This is a genomic window from Streptomyces sp. NPDC048258 (assembly GCF_043201995.1).
Lineage (GTDB): Bacteria > Actinomycetota > Actinomycetes > Streptomycetales > Streptomycetaceae > Streptomyces.
In genome coordinates this window covers 77607-95830 of sequence record NZ_JBICZH010000011.1, presented here as the reverse complement: position 1 = coordinate 95830, position 18224 = coordinate 77607, and the positions used below count along the sequence as shown (strand labels likewise).

Sequence of the window (18224 nt, the reverse complement as noted above, 5' to 3'; positions counted from 1 at the left end):
GCTACGCCGGGAGCCCTTATCGGCATCTGCCGAAGCCGGACAGCCAAGGAAGCCCCTGATCCGCCGAAAACGGGAAGGGCCTCGAAAACCGAGGGGACATCAACAGATGCAAGCGCAGCCTGCTAGGTCTGAGGAGCACAGGCTCGCAGCGCAACTTGTAGCATACGGGGGCGGCCGGACAGGGTCAATGCGCGAAGGCGGACACCCCCGGCGGATGGCCGCATAACCGGCACAATTCGTGAGCGGGGAGACCGTCATGGCACTCCCCTGCTCCGCTCCGCAGATATTCGCAGACTACGACGACGGGCCCCATGAACCAAGAGGACTACGCCCCCGAAGACGCGCACGAGGCAGATTCCGCCTCCGGGGACGACGCCGAGGCCACCCGGCGTGACGCCGGCGAAGCGGAGAGCAGCCGGGCGAGCCGCGGCTGGTGGGACCGCAACGCCGACGAGTACCAGAGCGAGCACGGCGCCTTCCTCGGCGACGACCGCTTCGTGTGGGGGCCGGAAGGCCTGGACGAGGCGGAGGCGGCCCTCCTCGGCCCCGCCGCCTCACTCAAGAACAAGGACGTCCTGGAGATCGGCGCCGGCGCCGCCCAGTGCTCGCGCTGGCTGGCCGCCCAGGGCGCCCGCCCCGTCGCCCTCGACCTCTCCCACCGCCAGCTCCAGCACGCGCTGCGCATCGGCGATGACGTCCCGCTCGTCGAGGCCGACGCCGGCCGGCTGCCCTTCCGCGACGGCTCCTTCGACCTCGCCTGCTCCGCCTACGGGGCCGTCCCCTTCGTCGCCGACCCGGTGAACGTGATGCGCGAGGTACGCCGCGTACTGCGCCCCGGCGGCCGCTGGGTCTTCTCCGTCACCCACCCCATCCGCTGGGCCTTCCCCGACGAGCCCGGTCCCGAGGGGCTCTCCGTCGCCGCGTCCTACTTCGACCGGACCCCGTACGTGGAACAGGACGAGCAGGGCCGCGCCGTGTACGTCGAGCACCACCGCACGATAGGCGACCGGGTCCGCGACGTGGTGGCGGGCGGGTTCCGCCTGGTCGACCTGGTCGAGCCCGAGTGGCCCGAGTGGAACAGCCAGGAGTGGGGCGGCTGGTCCCCCCTGCGCGGCAACCTGATCCCGGGCACCGCGATCTTCGTGTGCGAGAGGGACTGACCCCGTTGACACGCCCGAGTACCCGGTTCCGCCAGGCCGCTCTCGACGCCCTTCCCGTACGGGAGGCCGTGCCCGCGCTCGTCTCGGCGCTGGACGGCCACGGCACCGCCGTGCTCTGCGCCCCGCCCGGCACCGGCAAGACCACGCTGGTGCCGCTGGTCCTGGCGGGGCTGGTGGGCGGCGGGCCCCGGCGCCGGGTCGTGGTCGCCGAGCCGCGGCGGATCGCTGCCCGGGCGGCCGCGCGGCGAATGGCCTGGCTGCTGGGCGAGCAGGTGGGGGGCTCGGTCGGCTTCACCGTGCGCGGGGAGCGGGTCGTGGGCCCCGGCACAGTGGTCGAGGTGGTCACCACGGGCGTCCTGCTCCAGCGGCTCCAGCGGGACCAGGAGCTGGCCGGCGTGGACCTGGTGATCCTGGACGAATGCCACGAGCGGCACCTGGACGCCGACACGGTGGCCGCCTTCCTCCTGGACGTACGGGAGACCCTGCGTCCGGAGCTGCGCCTGGTGGCGGCTTCGGCGACGACCGACGCGGCCGGCTGGTCGCGCGTACTCGGTCATGGCGGTCCCGGCGACGCGCCGGTGGTGGAGGCGGCCGGGATCTCGTACCCGGTGGAGACGGTCTGGGCCCCGCCGCCCCGGCCGGTGCGGCCGCCGCACGGGATGCGGGTGGATCCGGCGCAGCTGACGCACGTGGCCTCGGTGGTGCGGCGGGCCCTCGCCGAGCGCGAGGGCGACGTCCTGTGCTTCCTGCCCGGCGTCGGCGAGATCGCCCGGGTGGCCGGGCAGCTGGGCGCGGTCGACGCCGAGGTGCTCCAGATCCACGGGCGGGCCCCGGCGGCCGCGCAGGACGCGGCGCTGACGGCTTCCGACCACCGCCGGGTGATCCTTTCCACCGCCGTGGCGGAGTCCAGCCTGACCGTGCCGGGCGTGCGCGTGGTGGTGGACTCCGGGCTGGCCCGCGAGCCCCGGACGGACCACGCGCGGGGGCTGGGCGCGCTGGCGACGGTACGGGCCTCCCGTGCGGCCGGGCGCCAGCGGGCGGGCCGGGCGGGGCGCGAGGCGCCGGGCGCGGTGTACCGCTGCTGGACGGAGGCGGAGGATTCCCGCCTGCCCGCGTTCCCGGCGCCGGAGATCCGCATCGCCGACCTGGCGCAGTTCGCCTTGCAGGCCGCGTGCTGGGGCGACCCGGACGCGGCGGGGCTGGCGCTGCCGGACCCGCCGCCGGCCGGGGCGATGGCCGCGGCCCGGGAGGTGCTGGTGGCGGTCGGCGCGGTGGACGCGGCCGGGCGGCCGACCCCGCGGGGGCTGCGGATGGCCCGGCTGGGCCTGCATCCCCGGCTGGCCCGGGCCCTGCTGGACGGCTCCGCGGCCCTCGGCTCCCGCCGGGCCGCCGAGGTGGTGGCGCTGCTGAGCGAGGAGCCGCCGCGGGAGTACGGGGACGACCTGGCCGCAGCCTGGCGTTCGGCCCGCCGGGGCGGCGACGCCTACGCGGCGCGCTGGCGCGCGGAGGTCCGCCGCCTGGAATCCGCTGCGCGGGGCGATTCCCCCACCCCGCCCCTTCCCGAAACCGGGGCTGGCGACCCCGGCCGCCGCTCCCGGGGCTCCGCCCCGGACCCCACGGGGGCTCCGCCCCCGGACCCCCACGCCTCGAACTCCCCCAGCTACCGCTGGGAGGGGCCCCCAGGCGGGGCTGAAATCGCCCTGCGGGCAATTCAGCCGCGCCAGGTGGACGGCAGCAGCCGAAATCCAGCCCCGCCGGCGTTCGAGGCGCGGGGTCCGGGGCGGAGCCCCGGCAGCGGCGCCGCACCCGATGACCTTGCCGCCGGGCTCGTCGCCGCGCTCGCGTTCCCCGAGCGGGTGGCCAGGGCCAAGGGGGAGGGGGCGTTCCTCATGGCCTCCGGGACCGGCGCCGAGCTCGGCGACGGGTCACCGCTGCGCCGCGCCCCCTGGCTGGCCGTCGCCGTCGCCGACCGGGCCCCGCACTCCGCCTCCGCCCGCGTCCGGCTGGCCGCCGTCATCGACGAGGACACCGCCCTGGCCGCAGCCTCCCATCTGCGCAGCAACGGTGAAGAGGTGCACTGGGAGGACGGGGACCTCGTCGCCCGCGCAGCGCAGCGGCTGGGGGCGATCGAGCTCGCCGTACGCCCGCTGCGGAACCCCGACCCGGCCCTCGTACGGGCCGCCCTGCTCGACGGGCTCCGCACCGAGGGGCTCGGCCTGCTGCGCTGGTCCGCCGACGCGCGGGAGCTCCGGGCCCGGCTGGGCTTCCTGCACCGGACGCTCGGCGGCGCGTGGCCCGATGTGGCGGACGACGGCGCGCTGCTGGACCGCGCCGACGACTGGCTGGAGCCGGAGCTGTCCCGCGCCCGGCGCCGCGCGGACCTCGGGCGGATCGACGCCGGGCAGGCCCTGAACCGGCTCCTGCCCTGGGCCACCGGCGAGGCCGCCCGGCTGGACGAGCTGGCTCCGGAACGGCTGGAGGTGCCCAGCGGATCCCGGATCCGGGTGGACTACTCCGCCGAGCAGCCGGTGCTCGCCGTCAAACTCCAGGAGCTGTTCGGGCTGGCCGAGACCCCCGAGGTCGCGGGGGTGCCCGTACTCGTCCACCTGCTGTCGCCCGCCGGACGGCCCGCCGCCGTCACCGCCGACCTGGCCTCGTTCTGGCGGGGCGGCTACCGCGCCGTCCGCGCCGAGCTCCGCGGCCGCTATCCCAAGCACCCCTGGCCGGAGGACCCCGCCACCGCCGAGCCCACCCGCCACACCAACGCCCGCCTCAGACGCTGAGCCCCTCCTGCGGACCGCGTCGGTTCCTCGCCTCCAGCCACAGCGCCAGCCCGAGGAACGCCAGCCCGCCGGCCGCCAGGCCGATCGGCGCGTAGGTGTGCAGCGCGAGGACCTTCGTACGGTTCGAGGCGACCAGGTCGAGGGTGTACCGGGCGTAGTCCTCGCGCATCTTCACGTGCCCCGCGAAGGCGGTGAGCTTGCCGTCGGGGCCGCCCGCCGCGATCCCGCCGCGCATCTCCTGCTGGATCTCCTGCTCCGCGTTGACGGGTGCCCCGGTCACCGGGTCGACCCAGAACATCGCCTTCGTCGTGTACCAGAGGGTGGTGCCGGTGGTCGCCTCGATCGTCGCCGGGTCGATGCCCTCGATCGGCATCTTCTTCGGCATGGCGACCTTGGTCCACGGGACGGTCTGCTCGAAGTAGTAGACGTCCATGCCGCGGTACGTGCGCGGGCCGACGTAGTGGATCGGCGAGGAGGTCCGGGTCTGCGCGTCGAAGTACAGGTAGTCGCGCGGCTCGGTGAAGAACGGCCACTTGAACTCGATGCCCTCGCGTGTGACGGCGTCCCCGTCGACCATCTCGCCGGTGGCGTGCACCGGGTCCTGGGTGTGCGCGTCGAAGATGTAGCGCTCGGGGATCTGGGAGACCGTCTTCCCGTCCGGGTCGATGATGTGCGTCAGCGTGTCCCAGACGACGACGTCCTTGCCCGCGCTGGCCTCGATCTCCTTCGACGCCTCCACGTTGCCCTTGAGGGTCTGGACGATGGTGACCTTGTCGACCTTCTTGGGCTGCATGCCGTTGAAGTAGTCGAGGAGGGTCGCGTCCTTCGCCTCCAGGACCATCTCCTGGTACTGGTTCGGCGGGATCTTGGCGAGCCGCGGGTACGCGTACCAGCGCAGCAGCGGTGCGAGGGCCGCGCAGAACACGGCGAGGGCCAGCAGGACAAGGCTCGCTCTGCGTCGCATGGCCGGGCCCTCCTCTACTTTCCGGGCGCGGGGGGCGCGGTGGTGAGCAGGGGCTTGGGCGAGGTCTTGCCTTCGGGCGCCCCGAGCGCCGTGATGGCGAGGACGAGGAGCACCGCGAGGACGAGCCCGCTGGCGGCGGCGATGAATGCGCGCATGCCGGGCCTCCGGAATCTGATAGGGCGTCAGGGCGGAGGCACCGTAGCAATGCGGACGCGAGATGAGAACCGTCAGAGCCGTGGATCAGGTGGGGCCGTCCGCAGCGGGGGCAACCCGTTCGGCCGGGCCTGCCTACTAGGTCATCGAAGCCGGCTCAAGGACGCTGCTACCAGCTGATCAATCGCAGCCGAGCACAGCTCAGCGGCCGTATCCGATCTCAGGCCTCTGGAATGACGAGACGCAGCAGCCAGGAGATGCCGATGCACACCACCCCGGAAAGACACACGAACACGAGAGCGAATCGGACCCGTCACAGGCGCCGCGTATGGCTGGTCGGGGCGCTGGCCGCACTGTGCACCGCACTGCTGCCCGGCGTCACCCCGCACGTCTCGGCAGACGAGCGCCCAGACCGGCAGTCCCACACCGCCTATGTGACCAATGCCGGCGACGACACCGTGTCGGTGATCGACTCCACCACCAACACGGTCACGGCCACCATTCCCGTCGGCGACAGCCCGTTCGGGGTGGCGGTGGACCCGCCCCGTGCCCGCGCCTACGTGGCCAACGCCTTCGACGGCACCGTGTCGGTGATCAACACCAGGAACAACCGGGTGGTCGGGCGCCCCATCGCCGTGGGCGGCGGCCCGAACGCGGTGGCGGTGGACTCGACCCGTGCCCGCGCCTACGTGACCAACTTCAACGTCGGCACCGTGTCGGTGATCAACACCAGGAACAACCGCGTGATCGCCACCATTACGGTCGGCACCAACCCCGAGCAGGTGGCGGTGGACCCGTCCCGTGCGCGCGTCTACGTGACCCACCCGAACAACGACACCGTGTCGGTGATCAACGCCAGCACCAACCAGGTGATCGACACCATCACCGCAACCGAGGGCATCGGCGACGGCCCGGTCGGGGTGGCGGTGGACCCGTCCAGTGCCCGCGCCTACGTGACCAACTCCGTCGACAACGACGTGTCGGTGATCGACACCAACAACGATGTCAACACGGTCGTCGCCACCGTTCCCGTCGGCACCGCCCCGGTCGGGGTGGCGGTGGACCCGTCCACCGACCGCGCCTACGTGGCCAACAACGGCGACGACACCGTGTCGGTGATCGACACCAGCAACAACACGGAGATCCTGCCCCGCATCGGCGTCGGCAGCGGCCCGATGGGGGTGGCGGTGGATTCGCTCCGCGACCGCGCCTACGTGACCAACTTCCAAGTCAACACCGTGTCGATGATCGACACCACCAACAACGCAGTCACCACCATCACCGTCGGCAACTCGCCGTTCGGAGTCGCCACTTTCTGACACCGCAGCAAATCCCTATTGAACGGCCCCGACCGATTTACCTGGTCAGGGGCCGTTCATCTGCGGTGGGTGCGGGATTTGAACCCACGGTTGGAAGGGGGGTGGGGTGGGAGCTGCACGAGATCGCGGATAACACGCTCGGCGAACTCTTCTGAGCCACCCCCCTTGGCCGCGTGATCCGCAGATGCGGCACTGGCCGGCCCAACGCGCGGAAATCTAGCCGCAGGCACTGACAAGGGCGCCGTGACCACGCGGTCCTCGGTGGTCCTGCGTCCGTGACGAGATGAGAACCGTTCGACTACGGGCTTTCCCCCGGGCCGGTCGGCTGCGGCGTGGGGGAAGGGGACGGGGGCATCGACGCGGACGGCTTGGGCGTGGGCTTCGCCGTCGCGGTGGCCGTCGGGGACGGGGTCGGAGACGGTGTCGGCGTCGGCGTCGGGGTCGGGGTCGGGCTGGGAGTGGGCTTGGGGCTCGGCGTGGGAGTGGGAGCGGGGGTAGGGGTGGGTGACGGCGTCGGGGTCGGCTTCGGATCCGGCGTCGGCGTGGGGGTGGGCGTGGGCGTGGGGGTGGGCGTGGGCGTGGGGGTCGGCGTCGGATCCGGCGTCGGCGTGGGGGTGGGCGTGGGCGTGGGGGTGGGCGTGGGCGTGGGGGTGGGCGTGGGCGTGGGGGTCGGCGTCGGCGTGGGGGTCGGTTTCGGATCCGGGGACGGCGTCGGGGTCGGGCTGGGCGCCGGTGTGGGCGTGGGGCTCGGCGTCGGCTTCGGCTCCGGCTTGGGGTCCGGCTTCGGCGGTGTTGCCGCGGGCACGCCCGTGCCTCCGCTGTCCGGGACCTCGTGCGTCCCCTTGAGGTAGTACGTGAACCAGGACCGCACCGTCTTCAGGTACTCGGTGGACCGGTTGTACGAGAGCACCGCCCGGTCCAGGTCCGCGTCCACCCGCAGGTCCCGGGTCCCCGCGCACAGGTACCGCCCTGCCGCGAGGGCCGCGTCGTACACGTTGTTCGGGTTGCGCCGGCCGTCGCCGTCCGCGTCCTGGCCCCACGCCGCCCACGTGGAGGGGATGAACTGCATGGGCCCGACCGCCCGGTCGTACCTGGCGTCTCCGTCGTACGCCCCGCCGTCCGTGTCCGGGATGTCGGCGAAGCCGTTGCCGTTCAGCACCGGCCCCAGGATCGGCCGCAGCGTGGTCCCGGCCGCGTCCACCCGGCCGCCGCGCGCCTGCCCGGACTCGACCTTGCCGATCGCCGCGAGGAGCTGCCAGCGCAGTCCGCAGCGGGCGTCGCTCTCCCCCACCGCCTTCTCCGCCCGCAGGTACGCCGCGAGCACGCTCGCCGGTATCCCCTGCGCGCCCTCACCCACGCCCGCGACCACGGGCCCGGATCCGGACCCGTCCACCGCCTGCTCCACCGGCTCGGTCGGCGCGCCGCCTTCCGGCAGCAGCACGGCCGGCGGCTCGGGGCTCGCCAGGGGCGGCAGTTCGGTGAAGTACGAGGAGTCCCCTCCGGTTCCGGCCGCCTCCGGGAGGGCCGGCGTACCGCCCTCTCCGGCCGCGGAGATCCGGTCCGCGTGGCCGCCGGCCGGTCCTTGGGAGGCGGTCACCGCGGCGACCACCAGCGCGCAGACCAGGGCGGCCGCCCCGCCCCTGCGCAGCCTGCGTCCGAATATTCGAGCCGACATGAGCCGGACCCCTCCCCCTCGACGTCGGGCGCGACCCTACGTCAGCCCCCTGCACAGGGCACGTACTGTGGACGGGAATTCACCACATCCCCACGTCTACGCGAGGTGCCATGCCGTTCACCCTCAGCCACGCGGCCGCCGTACTTCCGGCCGTCCGCCGGACCGGGCGCGCGCGGGGGCCGCTGGTCGCCTCGGCGCTGGTCCTCGGATCGTTCGCACCGGACACGTTCTACTTCGCCGACGCGGTCGTCGAAGGGGTCATGTCTTACGGCGACTTCACGCATTCGCTGCCGGGCGTGCTCACCGCGGACGCCGTGCTCACCGCAACCCTGGTGGGGTGCTGGCTGCTGTTGCGCGAGCCGCTGATCGCGCTCCTGCCGCGCGGGTGGCGGGGCCGCGCCCACGCCTTCGTACGCGGCGAGCACTGGAGGGGGCGCCAACTGCCCTCGCTCGCGCTGTGGTTCTACCTCTCGGCGGTCGTCGGCTCGCTCACGCACGTGGTGTGGGACAGCTTCACGCACCTGGACCGCTGGGGGACGAACGCCCTGCCGGCGCTCGGCGAGCCGCTCGCCTTCGGCCTGCCGCTCTACACGTACCTGCAGTACGGCAGTTCGGCGATCGCGGCCTGCGCTCTGCTCTGGTTCACGGCGACCGCCCTGCGGCGGCTGCCGGCCTCGCGGGTTCCGCCGTCCGTACCGGCGCTGACCCGCGCCGAGCTGCGGGGTGCGCTCGCGCTGGTCGTGGGGTGCGTGGCGGTCGGGGTCACGATGCGCGTGGTCCGCTTCTTCACGTTCTTCGACCGGATCCGCTCGCCGCTCGACATCGTCCCGACCGTCTGCTTCGGCGCGGGCGGCGGCCTCGCCGTGGGCCTGCTGCTGTACGGGGTCCTCGTGCGCCTGCGCCACCGGTGCGACCGGAGCCGCTCGGACGAGGATGCGCGAACGCCCGTTCCCGCCGCCCGGTAGGCGGCGCGAACGGGCGCGGCGCGAGCCGTACGTACCTGCGCGGGTCAGTGCGCGGCGGACTCCCAGTCGGCGCCGACACCCACCGACACGTCCAGGGCGGCCCGGAGTTCGACGGCGGCGCCCATCTCGCGGCGCACCAGCTCCTCCACCTGCTTCCGCTCGCCGGGGGCGATCTCCAGCACGATTTCGTCGTGGACCTGGAGCAGCATCCGCGACGTGAGGCCGGCCGCCACGATCGCCTTGTCCACGCGCAGCATCGCGACCTTGACGATGTCGGCCGCGGTGCCCTGGATCGGGGCGTTGAGCGCCATCCGCTCGGCGGCCTCGCGGCGCTGGCGGTTGTCGCTGTTGAGGTCGGGCAGGTACCGGCGGCGGCCGAAGACCGTCGCCGTGTATCCGGTGGCCCGGGCCTCGTCCACGACGCGCTGCAGGTAGTCCCGGACCCCGCCGAACCGCTCGAAGAAGGTCTCCATCAGGCCGCGCGCCTCGGCGGGCTCGATGTTCAGCTGCTGGGCGAGACCGAACGCGGAGAGCCCGTACGCGAGCCCGTACGACATGGCCTTGATCTTGCGGCGCATCTCGGCGTCGACCTGCGACCGCTCCACGCCGAACACCTGGGAGGCGACGGTGGTGTGCAGGTCCTCGCCGGTCGCGAAGGCCTCGATCAGGCCCTCGTCCTCGGAGAGGTGGGCCATCACGCGCAGCTCGATCTGGCTGTAGTCGGCGGTCATGAGGGACTCGAACCCCTCGCCGACGACGAAGCCGCGGCGGATGGCGCGGCCCTCGTCGGTGCGCACCGGCACGTTCTGCAGGTTGGGGTCGGTGGAGGACAGGCGGCCGGTCGCGGCGACGGTCTGGCTGAAGCTGGTGTGCACCCGGCCGTCGGCGGCGATGGTCTTGACCAGGCCCTCGACGGTGACGCGCAGCTTGGCCTGCTCCCGGTGCCGCAGCATGATCACCGGCAGTTCGTGGTCGGTCTGCGTGGCCAGCCAGGCCAGTGCGTCCGCGTCCGTGGTGTAGCCGGTCTTGGTCTTCTTCGTCTTCGGCAGGTCCAGCTCGCCGAAGAAGACCTCCTGGAGCTGCTTGGGCGAGCCGAGGTTGAACTCGTGGCCGACCGCCGCGTGCGCCTCCTTCACCGCCTGCTGCACCGCTCCCGCGAACTGCTGCTCCATGGCCTCCAGGTGGTCGCGGTCGGCGGCGATGCCGGACCGCTCCATCCGGGCGAGCAGCTCGGAGGTCGGCAGCTCCATGTCGTGGAGCAGCTCGACGGCGCCGACCTCGGCGAGCTTGCCGGTGAAGGCCTCGCCCAGGTCCAGGACGGCGCGGGCCTGCGCCATCAGTGCCTCCGCCTCGGCCGTCTCGTCGGCGCCGAAGGCCAGCTGCCCGTCGGCGGCGGCCGGCGCGAGCTCCCGGTGCAGGTACTCGTTGGACAGCACGTCCAGGGCGAAGGACCGGCGGCCCGGCTTGACCAGGTAGGCGGCGAGCGCGGTGTCCATGGTGACGCCGGCGAGGCTCCAGCCGTGCTCGGGGAAGACCCGCATCAGGCCCTTGGCGTTGTGCACGACCTTCGGCCTCGCCGGGTCGGCCGCCCAGGCCGCGAAGGCCCGCTCGTCGGCCTCGTCCAGCTCGGACGGCTCGAACCAGGCGGCCGGACCCGCGGCCGAGGCCAGCGCGATCTCGCTGACATTGCCCTGGCCCAGCGCCCAGCTGTCGACGGTGGACACGCCCAGCGGGGCGCCCGCGTGGGCTTCGAGCCACGGAGCGAGCTCGCCGGCGCCCAGAACGGAACCGTCCAGCTCCACATCCGCCGCAACCGGAGCCGGGGCTTCGACCTCGGCCGCGCCCGGGTCCACGGCCAGCAGCCGCTCGCGCAGCGAGGCGTTGCGGATCTCCAGCACGTCCAGCACGCCGAGCATCGCGGAGCGGTCGTACGGCAGGCGCGTCAGGTCCTCCGGCGTCTTGGGCAGCTCCACGTCCTTGACCATCTCGGTCAGGACGCGGTTGAGCTTGACGGACTCCAGGTGGTCCCGCAGGTTCTGCCCGACCTTGCCCTTGACCTCCTCGGCGCGCTCCACGAGCTCCGCGAACGACCCGAACTGGGTGATCCACTTGGCGGCGGTCTTCTCACCGACGCCCGGGATGCCCGGCAGGTTGTCGGACGGGTCACCGCGCAGCGCCGCGAAGTCCGGATACTGCTGGGGAGTGAGCCCGTACTTCTCCTCCACCTTCTCCGGCGTGAACCGGGTCAGCTCGGAGACGCCCTTGGTCGGGTAGAGCACGGTGGTGTGCTCGGAGACGAGCTGGAAGGAGTCGCGGTCGCCGGTGACGATCAGCACGTCGAAACCGAGGGCCTCCGCCTGCGTCGCCAGCGTCGCGATCACGTCGTCGGCCTCGAAGCCGTCGACCGCGAACCGCGGCACATGCATTGCGTCGAGCAGCTCGCCGATCAGCTCGACCTGCCCCTTGAACTCGTCGGGGGTCTTGGAGCGGTTCGCCTTGTACTCGGGGAACTCCGTCGAGCGCCACGTCTTGCGGGACACGTCGAACGCCACCGCGAAGTGCGTGGGCGCCTCGTCGCGCAACGTGTTCGCCAGCATCGACGCGAAGCCGTAGATGGCGTTGGTCGGCTGGCCGGTCGCGGTCGTGAAGTTCTCCGCGGGCAGCGCGAAGAACGCCCGGTACGCCAGGGAGTGCCCGTCCATGAGCATCAGGCGGGGGCGGTCCGCTGCGGTCGTCTGGTCGGTCTTCTTCGATGCTGAATCTGCCACGCCCCCGATCCTAGGCGCCCCCACCGACAAAACCGGACGGGCTGCGGGGACCGCCGAATCCGGCGTCGGCGATGTCGGCGCGGCGTGACAGGATCGAAGGTGTACGCGCAGACAGCTCGAAGGGGAGCGACATGGCCACCAAGCCGCCCGCAGGTGATCCGGTACAGGACGCGCCGCAGGTCGCGCCCCCGAAGCACGCCGCCGCCGGGCTGCCCGCGATCGGGCACACCCTGAAGATCGCGCAGCAGCAGATGGGCCTGGCCCGTACCGCCCGCACCCTGCTCAAGGTCAACCAGAAGGACGGCTTCGACTGTCCCGGCTGCGCCTGGCCCGAGGGCGACAAGCGGCACACCGCCGAGTTCTGCGAGAACGGCGCCAAGGCCGTCGCCGAGGAGGCCACGCTGCGCCGGGTCACCCCGGAGTTCTTCGCCGCGCACCCCCTCGCCGACCTGGCCACGCGCTCGGGCTACTGGCTGGGGCAGCAGGGCCGGATCACCCACCCCATGTACGTGCCGGAGGGCGGCGACCGGTACGAGGCGATCAGCTGGGAGCGGGCCTTCGAGATCATCGCGGAGGAACTGACCGCGCTCGCCTCCCCCGACGAGGCCCTCTTCTACACCTCGGGCCGCACCAGCAACGAGGCCGCGTTCCTCTTCCAGCTCTTCGCCCGCGAGTTCGGCACCAACAACCTGCCCGACTGCTCGAACATGTGCCACGAGTCCTCGGGCTCCGCGCTGAACGAGACCATCGGCATCGGCAAGGGCAGCGTCTCCCTCGAAGACCTCCACCAAGCCGAACTGATCGTCGTCGCCGGGCAGAACCCGGGCACCAACCACCCGCGCATGCTCTCCGCCCTGGAACAGGCCAAGTCCGCCGGCGCGAAGATCATCTCGGTGAATCCGCTGCCCGAGGCCGGGATGGAGCGGTTCAAGAACCCGCAGACCCCCCTCGGCATGCTCAAGGGCACCGCCCTCAACGACCTCTTCCTGCAGATCCGCATCGGCGGCGACCAGGCACTCTTCCGCCTCCTGAACAAGCTGGTCATCGAGGCGGGCGGGGCCACCGACGAGCAGTTCATCCGCGAACACACCCACGGCTACGAGGAGTTCGCGGCCGCGGCCAAGGAAGCCGACTGGGACGAGACCCTCACCGCGACCGGCCTGACCCGGCCCGAGATCGAGCAGGCGCTGGCCATGATCCTGGCCTCGAAGCGCACCATCGTCTGCTGGGCCATGGGCCTCACCCAGCACAAGCACGCCGTCGCCACCATCCGCGAGGTCGTCAACCTGCTCCTGCTGCGCGGCGACATCGGCCGCCCCGGGGCCGGCGTCTGCCCGGTCCGCGGCCACTCCAACGTCCAGGGCGACCGCACCATGGGGATCTTCGAGCGCCCCGCGCCCGCCTTCCTCGACGCCCTCGACCGCGAATTCCGGATCACCTCGCCGCGCCACCACGGCTTCGACGTGGTCCGCTCCATCCAGGCCCTGCGCGACGGCGAGGCCAAGGTCTTCTTCGCCATGGGCGGCAACTTCGTCGGCGCCACCCCCGACACCGAGGTCACCGAGGCCGCGATCCGCCGCGCCTCCCTGACCGTCCACGTCTCCACCAAGCTCAACCGCTCCCACGCGGTCACCGGCAGGCGCGCCCTGATCCTGCCCACCCTCGGCCGCACCGACAAGGACGTCCAGGCGTCGGGCAAGCAGTTCGTGACCGTCGAGGACTCCATGGGCATGGTCCACTCCTCCCGCGGCAACCTCGCCCCGGCCTCGCCGCACCTGCTCTCCGAGCCCGCGATCGTGGCCCGCATGGCCCGCGCCGTCCTCGGCGAGGCCTCCAAGACCCCGTGGGAGGAGTTCGAACGGGACTACTCCGCCATCCGCGACCGGATCTCCCGCGTCGTCCCCGGCTTCGAGGACTTCAACGCCCGCGTGGCCCGCCCGGGCGGATTCCAGCTCCCGCACGCCCCGCGTGACGAGCGCCGCTTCCCCACCAAGACCGGCAAGGCCAACTTCACCGCCGCGCCGGTGGAGTACCCGCGGGTCCCGGCGGGCCGGCTGCTCCTGCAGACCCTGCGCAGCCACGACCAGTACAACACCACCATCTACGGCCTCGACGACCGCTACCGCGGGATCACCGGCGGCCGCCGCGTCGTCATGGTCAACCCCGAGGACGCCGCCGAGCTCGGGCTCGCCGACGGCTCGTACACGGACCTGGTCGGCGAGTGGAAGGACGGCGTGGAGCGGCGCGCGCCCGGCTTCCGCGTGGTGCACTACCCGACCGCCCGCGGCTGCGCGGCCGCCTACTACCCCGAGACGAACGTGCTGGTCCCGCTGGACTCCACCGCGGACACCAGCAATACCCCGGCGAGCAAGTCCGTCGTCATCCGCTTCGAACCGGCCTGATAGAACGACCTCAGGACAAGCAGGTTAACGAGCGTTGACGAACGGAGCCGGCCCATGGGCGAGCAGCACGCAGTGAAGTTCCCGCAGGAGGTCCTCGACGAGTACGCGGCCCTGGGCATCGACCTGCCCGCGCTGTTCTCGGCGGGCGACCTCGGCGAGCGCATGGACATCAAGATCCTGGAGGCCTCGGCCGAGCGGGTCGTGGCCACCATGCCGGTCAAGGGCAACACCCAGCCGTACGGACTGCTGCACGGCGGAGCCTCCGCCGTACTGGCCGAGACCCTCGGCTCGATCGGCGCGATGATGCACGGCGGCATCAACAAGATCGCCGTCGGCGTGGACCTGAACTGCACCCACCACCGGGGCGTGCGCTCCGGCACGGTCACCGGCGTCGCCACCCCCGTGCACCGCGGCCGCTCCACCACCACCTACGAGGTCGTCATCAGCGACGAGCAGGACCGGCGCGTCTGCACCGCCCGGCTGACCTGCCTGCTGCGCGACGCCGCCCCGGCCGCCGAGGCCCCCGCCGGAGCCTGACCCGGCCGCGCGCCCAACGGACCTTCCGCAGGCCCGGACCCCGCCCCACGGGCGGCGCGTCCGGGCCTGCGGCCGTTCCCCGCGCACTCCTTCCGCACCCCTTCCCGCACCTCCCGCGGTCCTTCCGCACCCCTTCCCGCACCCGCCCGGAATCCGCCAGTCCGCACCTGTTCCGTCCCTGTCTGTTGTGTCACCGATGGTGACCGCCTACCTTCCCCTCATGGGGACCCCGCCACGCTCCACGGTCCGGTACGCCGCCTCCACCCTGCTCGCGGCGCTCGCCCTGACCGGCACCCTGACCGGATGCTCTCCTTCCGCCCCGCCTCCCACGGCAGCCCAGGAGAGCCCCGCCACCAGCCCTTCCTCCCCCGCGCAGATCTGCACCAGCCTCGTGTCCTACTGGGCGAAGGAGACCCTCCTGGGCACCAAATGGTCCGGTCTGGACTGGGAGCAGAAGGGGCTGTCGAACGACCAGTACAAGATCCACGAGGACGCCGTGGCCGCGGGCCGCGCCGAGGAGCGAACTGGCGGTCGGGACAAGGCACTTGAGCTGATCGACCGGTTCGTCGCCCAGCGCTGCGCCGAGCAGAACGGTGCGACCTGGAGCTCCGAGAACTGGCGGCCCCCGACGTGACCCAGGTCACCGCATTCCCGTACGCCCTGTCCGGCTTCCGGTCACCTGCCCCCGCAGGGCTGCACCACAGGTGACGTGCCCTTTCACCCCGGAGACAAGATCCACCCCAGCGAAGTGGATCACCTTTGCCCGTCCGGCACCATCACCCTGCGTAATGGTCACGTCGTATGTAATCCCCCTTTTCCCCTGGGAATGACCACCTGCTGAATTCTTTCGGACACGCGCAGCCACATTTGGCGCAATTTGATCTAAGACAGGTGCATGGAGGGCTCAAGCCCCTTAGTCGAACAGGTAATTCTCACGATGCGGACATTCTCCGGCGTCGCTAAACGCCCGTTTTGTCCACACTCCCACCACGCATTCTTGGCCTTGGCATAACAAGAGAGTCACATCCTCCTTTCTCTGCTCCCCGCGCTCGCCACCTCGGGCCTAGAGTCACGGCCAGTCACCGCGCCGCTGGGCGCGACCAGCACGGCCGCTGTACACCCCAGTGCGGCCCGGCGACCGAACGGCACCTCACAGAGGGAGCCGCGCCAGGGAAAGGAAGAATCGTGCGACACCGTTCTTTGCTCGTCCTCACCACCGTGATCACCACGGGAGCACTGACCCTCACCGCCTGCGGATCGCGCGACGAGGCGAAGTCCGGGGACAAGACCGACGGCAAGAAGACCGTCGTCGTCATCGGCGTGGACGCCCCCCTCACCGGCTCGCTCTCGGCCCTCGGCCAGGGCATCAAGAACTCGGTCGACCTCGCGGCCAAGACGGCCAACAAGAACAACGAGGTCCCCGGCATCGAGTTCAAGGTCGAGGCCCTCGACGACCAGGCGGTCCCCGCCTCCGGTCAGGCCAACGCCACCAAGCTCGTCGGCAACAAGGACGTCGTCGGCGTCGTCGGCCCGCTGAACTCCGGCGTCGCCCAGCAGATGCAGGGCGTCTTCGCCGCCGCGAACCTGGCGCAGGTCTCCCCGGCCAACACCAACCCCTCGCTCAGCCAGGGCGACAACTGGGGCAAGGGCGAGTTCAAGCGCCCCTTCCCGACCTACTTCCGCACCGCCGCCACCGACGTGGTCCAGGGCAAGTTCGCCGCCCAGTACCTCTTCAAGGACGCCGGCAAGAAGAAGGTCTTCATCGTCGACGACAAGCAGACCTACGGCGCCGGCCTGGCCGCGATCTTCGCCGACGAGTTCAAGAAGCTCGGCGGCGAGGTCGCCGGCACCGACCACGTCACCGTGAAGGAGACCGACTTCTCCTCCACCGCCGACAAGGTCAAGTCCTCCGGCGCCGACTCCGTCTACTTCGGCGGCCAGTACCCCGAGGGCGGCCTGCTCGCCGACCAGATCAAGAAGACCGGCGCCAACATCCCCCTCATGGGCGGCGACGGCATCCAGGACCCCGCCTTCATCAGCGCCTCCGGTGAGGCCAACGAGGGCGACCTCGCCACCTCCATCGGCTACCCGGTCGAGAAGCTCCCCACCGCCAAGACCTTCATCGCCGACTACCAGGCCGCCGGTTACAAGGACCCGTACGCCGCCTACGGTGGCTACTCCTACGACGCCGGCTGGGCCGTCGTCCAGGCCGTCAAGGCCGCTGTCGCCGCCAACAACGGCAAGCTGCCCACCGACGCCCGCGCCAAGGTCGTCGAGGCTCTCGCCAAGGTCTCCTTCGAAGGCGTGACCGGCAAGGTCGCCTTCGACCAGTACGGCGACACCACCAACAAGCAGCTCACGGTCTACAAGGTCGAGGGCGGCAAGTGGATCGACGTCAAGAGCGACACGTTCAACCAGTAATCCCCACGTCCCGCCAGCCGGGACTCCCGGGCCGGTCCGTCCCGACGGCCTGACCCCCTCAAAAAGAACCAGCCGCGCGAGGGCGCAAACAGCGCCCTCGCGCGGAGTCTTATCCGACACGCTCATCGGAGGCCCTGCGGTGCACGAACTGCCGCAACAGCTGGCCAACGGCCTTGCCCTCGGTGCCCTTTATGGCCTCATCGCCATCGGGTACACCATGGTCTACGGCATCGTCCAGCTCATCAACTTCGCCCACGGCGAGATCTTCATGATCGGCGGCTTCGGCGCGCTCACCGCCTACGCCATCCTCCCGACCGGCACCTCCCTGCTGATCGCGATACCCGTCATGATCGTCGGAGGCGCACTCGCCTCGGTCCTCGTCGCCACCGCAGCCGAACGCTTCGCCTACCGCCCCCTGCGCAGCGCCCCACGGCTCGCCCCGCTCATCACCGCAATCGGCCTCTCGATCGCGCTCCAGCAGCTCGTCTGGCAGTTCTACCCGGACGCCAAGAAGGCAGTCAGCTTCCCTGAGTTCAAGGGCGCCGCCTTCAAGATCACCGACAGCCTGGCCATCCAGCGCGCGGACCTCTTCGTCCTCATCCTCGCCCCGCTCTGCATGCTCGCCCTCGGCGTCTTCGTCTCCAAGAGCCGCAGCGGCCGCGCCATGCAGGCCACCGCGCAGGACCCCGACACCGCGAAGCTGATGGGCATCAACACCGACCGCATCATCGTCATGGCCTTCGCCATCGGTGCCGCGTTCGCCGCCGTCGCCGCCGTCGCCTACGGCCTCGACAAGGGCCAGATCAACTTCGAGATGGGCTTCATCCTCGGCCTCAAGGCCTTCACCGCGGCCGTCCTCGGCGGCATCGGCAACATCTACGGCGCCATGGTCGGCGGCGTCGTCCTCGGCCTCGCCGAGGCCCTCTCGATCGCCTACATCGAAGAGATCCCCGGCATGCAGCAGCTCGGCGGTGGAGCCTGGTCCAACGTCTGGGCGTTCGTACTCCTCATCGTCGTCCTCCTCGTGCGGCCACAAGGCCTGCTCGGTGAGCGCGTCGCGGATCGGGCGTGAGAACC

General features: G+C 71.6%; 13 protein-coding genes. 9 read left to right on the top strand and 4 right to left on the bottom strand.

Translation table 11 applies throughout. The annotated features are described in order from the left end of the window. The first annotated feature begins 311 nt into the window (after positions 1–311). Together ACGFYQ_RS24710 and ACGFYQ_RS24705 are read left to right on the top strand one after the other, a co-directional pair. Positions 312–1160 carry a class I SAM-dependent methyltransferase gene (locus ACGFYQ_RS24710; protein WP_393747320.1) on the top strand — a complete coding sequence of 283 codons (849 nt, stop codon included), beginning with the start codon at positions 312–314 and terminating at the stop codon, positions 1158–1160. 5 nt (positions 1161–1165) lie between these two features. Beyond that, positions 1166–3943, top strand: a complete 2778-nt coding sequence (locus tag ACGFYQ_RS24705) for an ATP-dependent RNA helicase (RefSeq protein WP_393747318.1) — start codon at positions 1166–1168, stop codon at positions 3941–3943. Here ACGFYQ_RS24705 and ACGFYQ_RS24700 read toward each other — a convergent pair. Both ACGFYQ_RS24700 and ACGFYQ_RS24695 read right to left on the bottom strand, forming a co-directional pair. Then, complete coding sequence (locus ACGFYQ_RS24700; protein WP_393747316.1) at positions 3933–4907, bottom strand: DUF3068 domain-containing protein; 975 nt, start codon at positions 4905–4907, stop codon at positions 3933–3935. The two genes, ACGFYQ_RS24705 and ACGFYQ_RS24700, sit on opposite strands and share 11 nt — an antisense overlap. 14 nt (positions 4908–4921) lie before the next feature. After that, on the bottom strand, positions 4922–5062 hold the full coding sequence (locus ACGFYQ_RS24695; RefSeq protein WP_215149930.1) for an SPW_0924 family protein: 141 nt from the start codon (positions 5060–5062) through the stop codon (positions 4922–4924). Between the two features lie 261 nt (positions 5063–5323). Between ACGFYQ_RS24695 and ACGFYQ_RS24690 the strand changes: the two genes are divergently transcribed. Beyond that, entirely contained in the window at positions 5324–6379 is a 1056-nt protein-coding gene (locus ACGFYQ_RS24690) for a beta-propeller fold lactonase family protein (protein WP_393747313.1), read from the top strand. Between the two features lie 298 nt (positions 6380–6677). Here ACGFYQ_RS24690 and ACGFYQ_RS24685 read toward each other — a convergent pair whose 3' ends face one another. Continuing rightward, the gene (locus ACGFYQ_RS24685; protein ID WP_393747311.1) at positions 6678–8054 is read right to left on the bottom strand and encodes a lytic transglycosylase domain-containing protein; all 1377 of its coding nucleotides are present in this window, start codon (positions 8052–8054) and stop codon (positions 6678–6680) included. A gap of 110 nt (positions 8055–8164) precedes the next feature. Here ACGFYQ_RS24685 and ACGFYQ_RS24680 point away from each other — a divergent pair, with 110 nt between their 5' ends. Beyond that, a complete protein-coding gene (locus tag ACGFYQ_RS24680) occupies positions 8165–9019 on the top strand; it encodes a DUF4184 family protein (protein ID WP_393747309.1) in 855 nt (284 codons plus the stop codon). Between the two features lie 44 nt (positions 9020–9063). Here the strand turns inward: ACGFYQ_RS24680 and polA are convergent, their stop codons facing one another. After that, positions 9064–11787, bottom strand: a complete 2724-nt coding sequence (polA, locus tag ACGFYQ_RS24675; RefSeq protein ID WP_393747307.1) for a DNA polymerase I — start codon at positions 11785–11787, stop codon at positions 9064–9066. Between the two features lie 131 nt (positions 11788–11918). Between polA and ACGFYQ_RS24670 the strand changes: the two genes are divergently transcribed. The 5 genes from ACGFYQ_RS24670 (at position 11919) to ACGFYQ_RS24650 (ending at position 18219) form a co-directional block, all read left to right on the top strand. Further along, positions 11919–14189, top strand: coding sequence for an FdhF/YdeP family oxidoreductase (locus ACGFYQ_RS24670; protein ID WP_393747305.1), 2271 nt, complete (start codon positions 11919–11921; stop codon positions 14187–14189). A gap of 54 nt (positions 14190–14243) precedes the next feature. Then, on the top strand, positions 14244–14726 hold the full coding sequence (locus tag ACGFYQ_RS24665; RefSeq protein ID WP_393747303.1) for a PaaI family thioesterase: 483 nt from the start codon (positions 14244–14246) through the stop codon (positions 14724–14726). A gap of 220 nt (positions 14727–14946) precedes the next feature. Next, positions 14947–15360 (top strand): hypothetical protein, encoded by a 414-nt coding sequence (locus ACGFYQ_RS24660; protein ID WP_393747301.1) that lies wholly within the window; start codon positions 14947–14949, stop codon positions 15358–15360. 551 nt (positions 15361–15911) lie between these two features. Continuing rightward, positions 15912–17147, top strand: a complete 1236-nt coding sequence (locus ACGFYQ_RS24655) for a branched-chain amino acid ABC transporter substrate-binding protein (protein WP_393747299.1) — start codon at positions 15912–15914, stop codon at positions 17145–17147. Positions 17148–17286: 139 nt separating this feature from the next. Then, positions 17287–18219, top strand: coding sequence for a branched-chain amino acid ABC transporter permease (locus ACGFYQ_RS24650; RefSeq protein ID WP_362583512.1), 933 nt, complete (start codon positions 17287–17289; stop codon positions 18217–18219). Positions 18220–18224 lie beyond the last annotated feature (5 nt).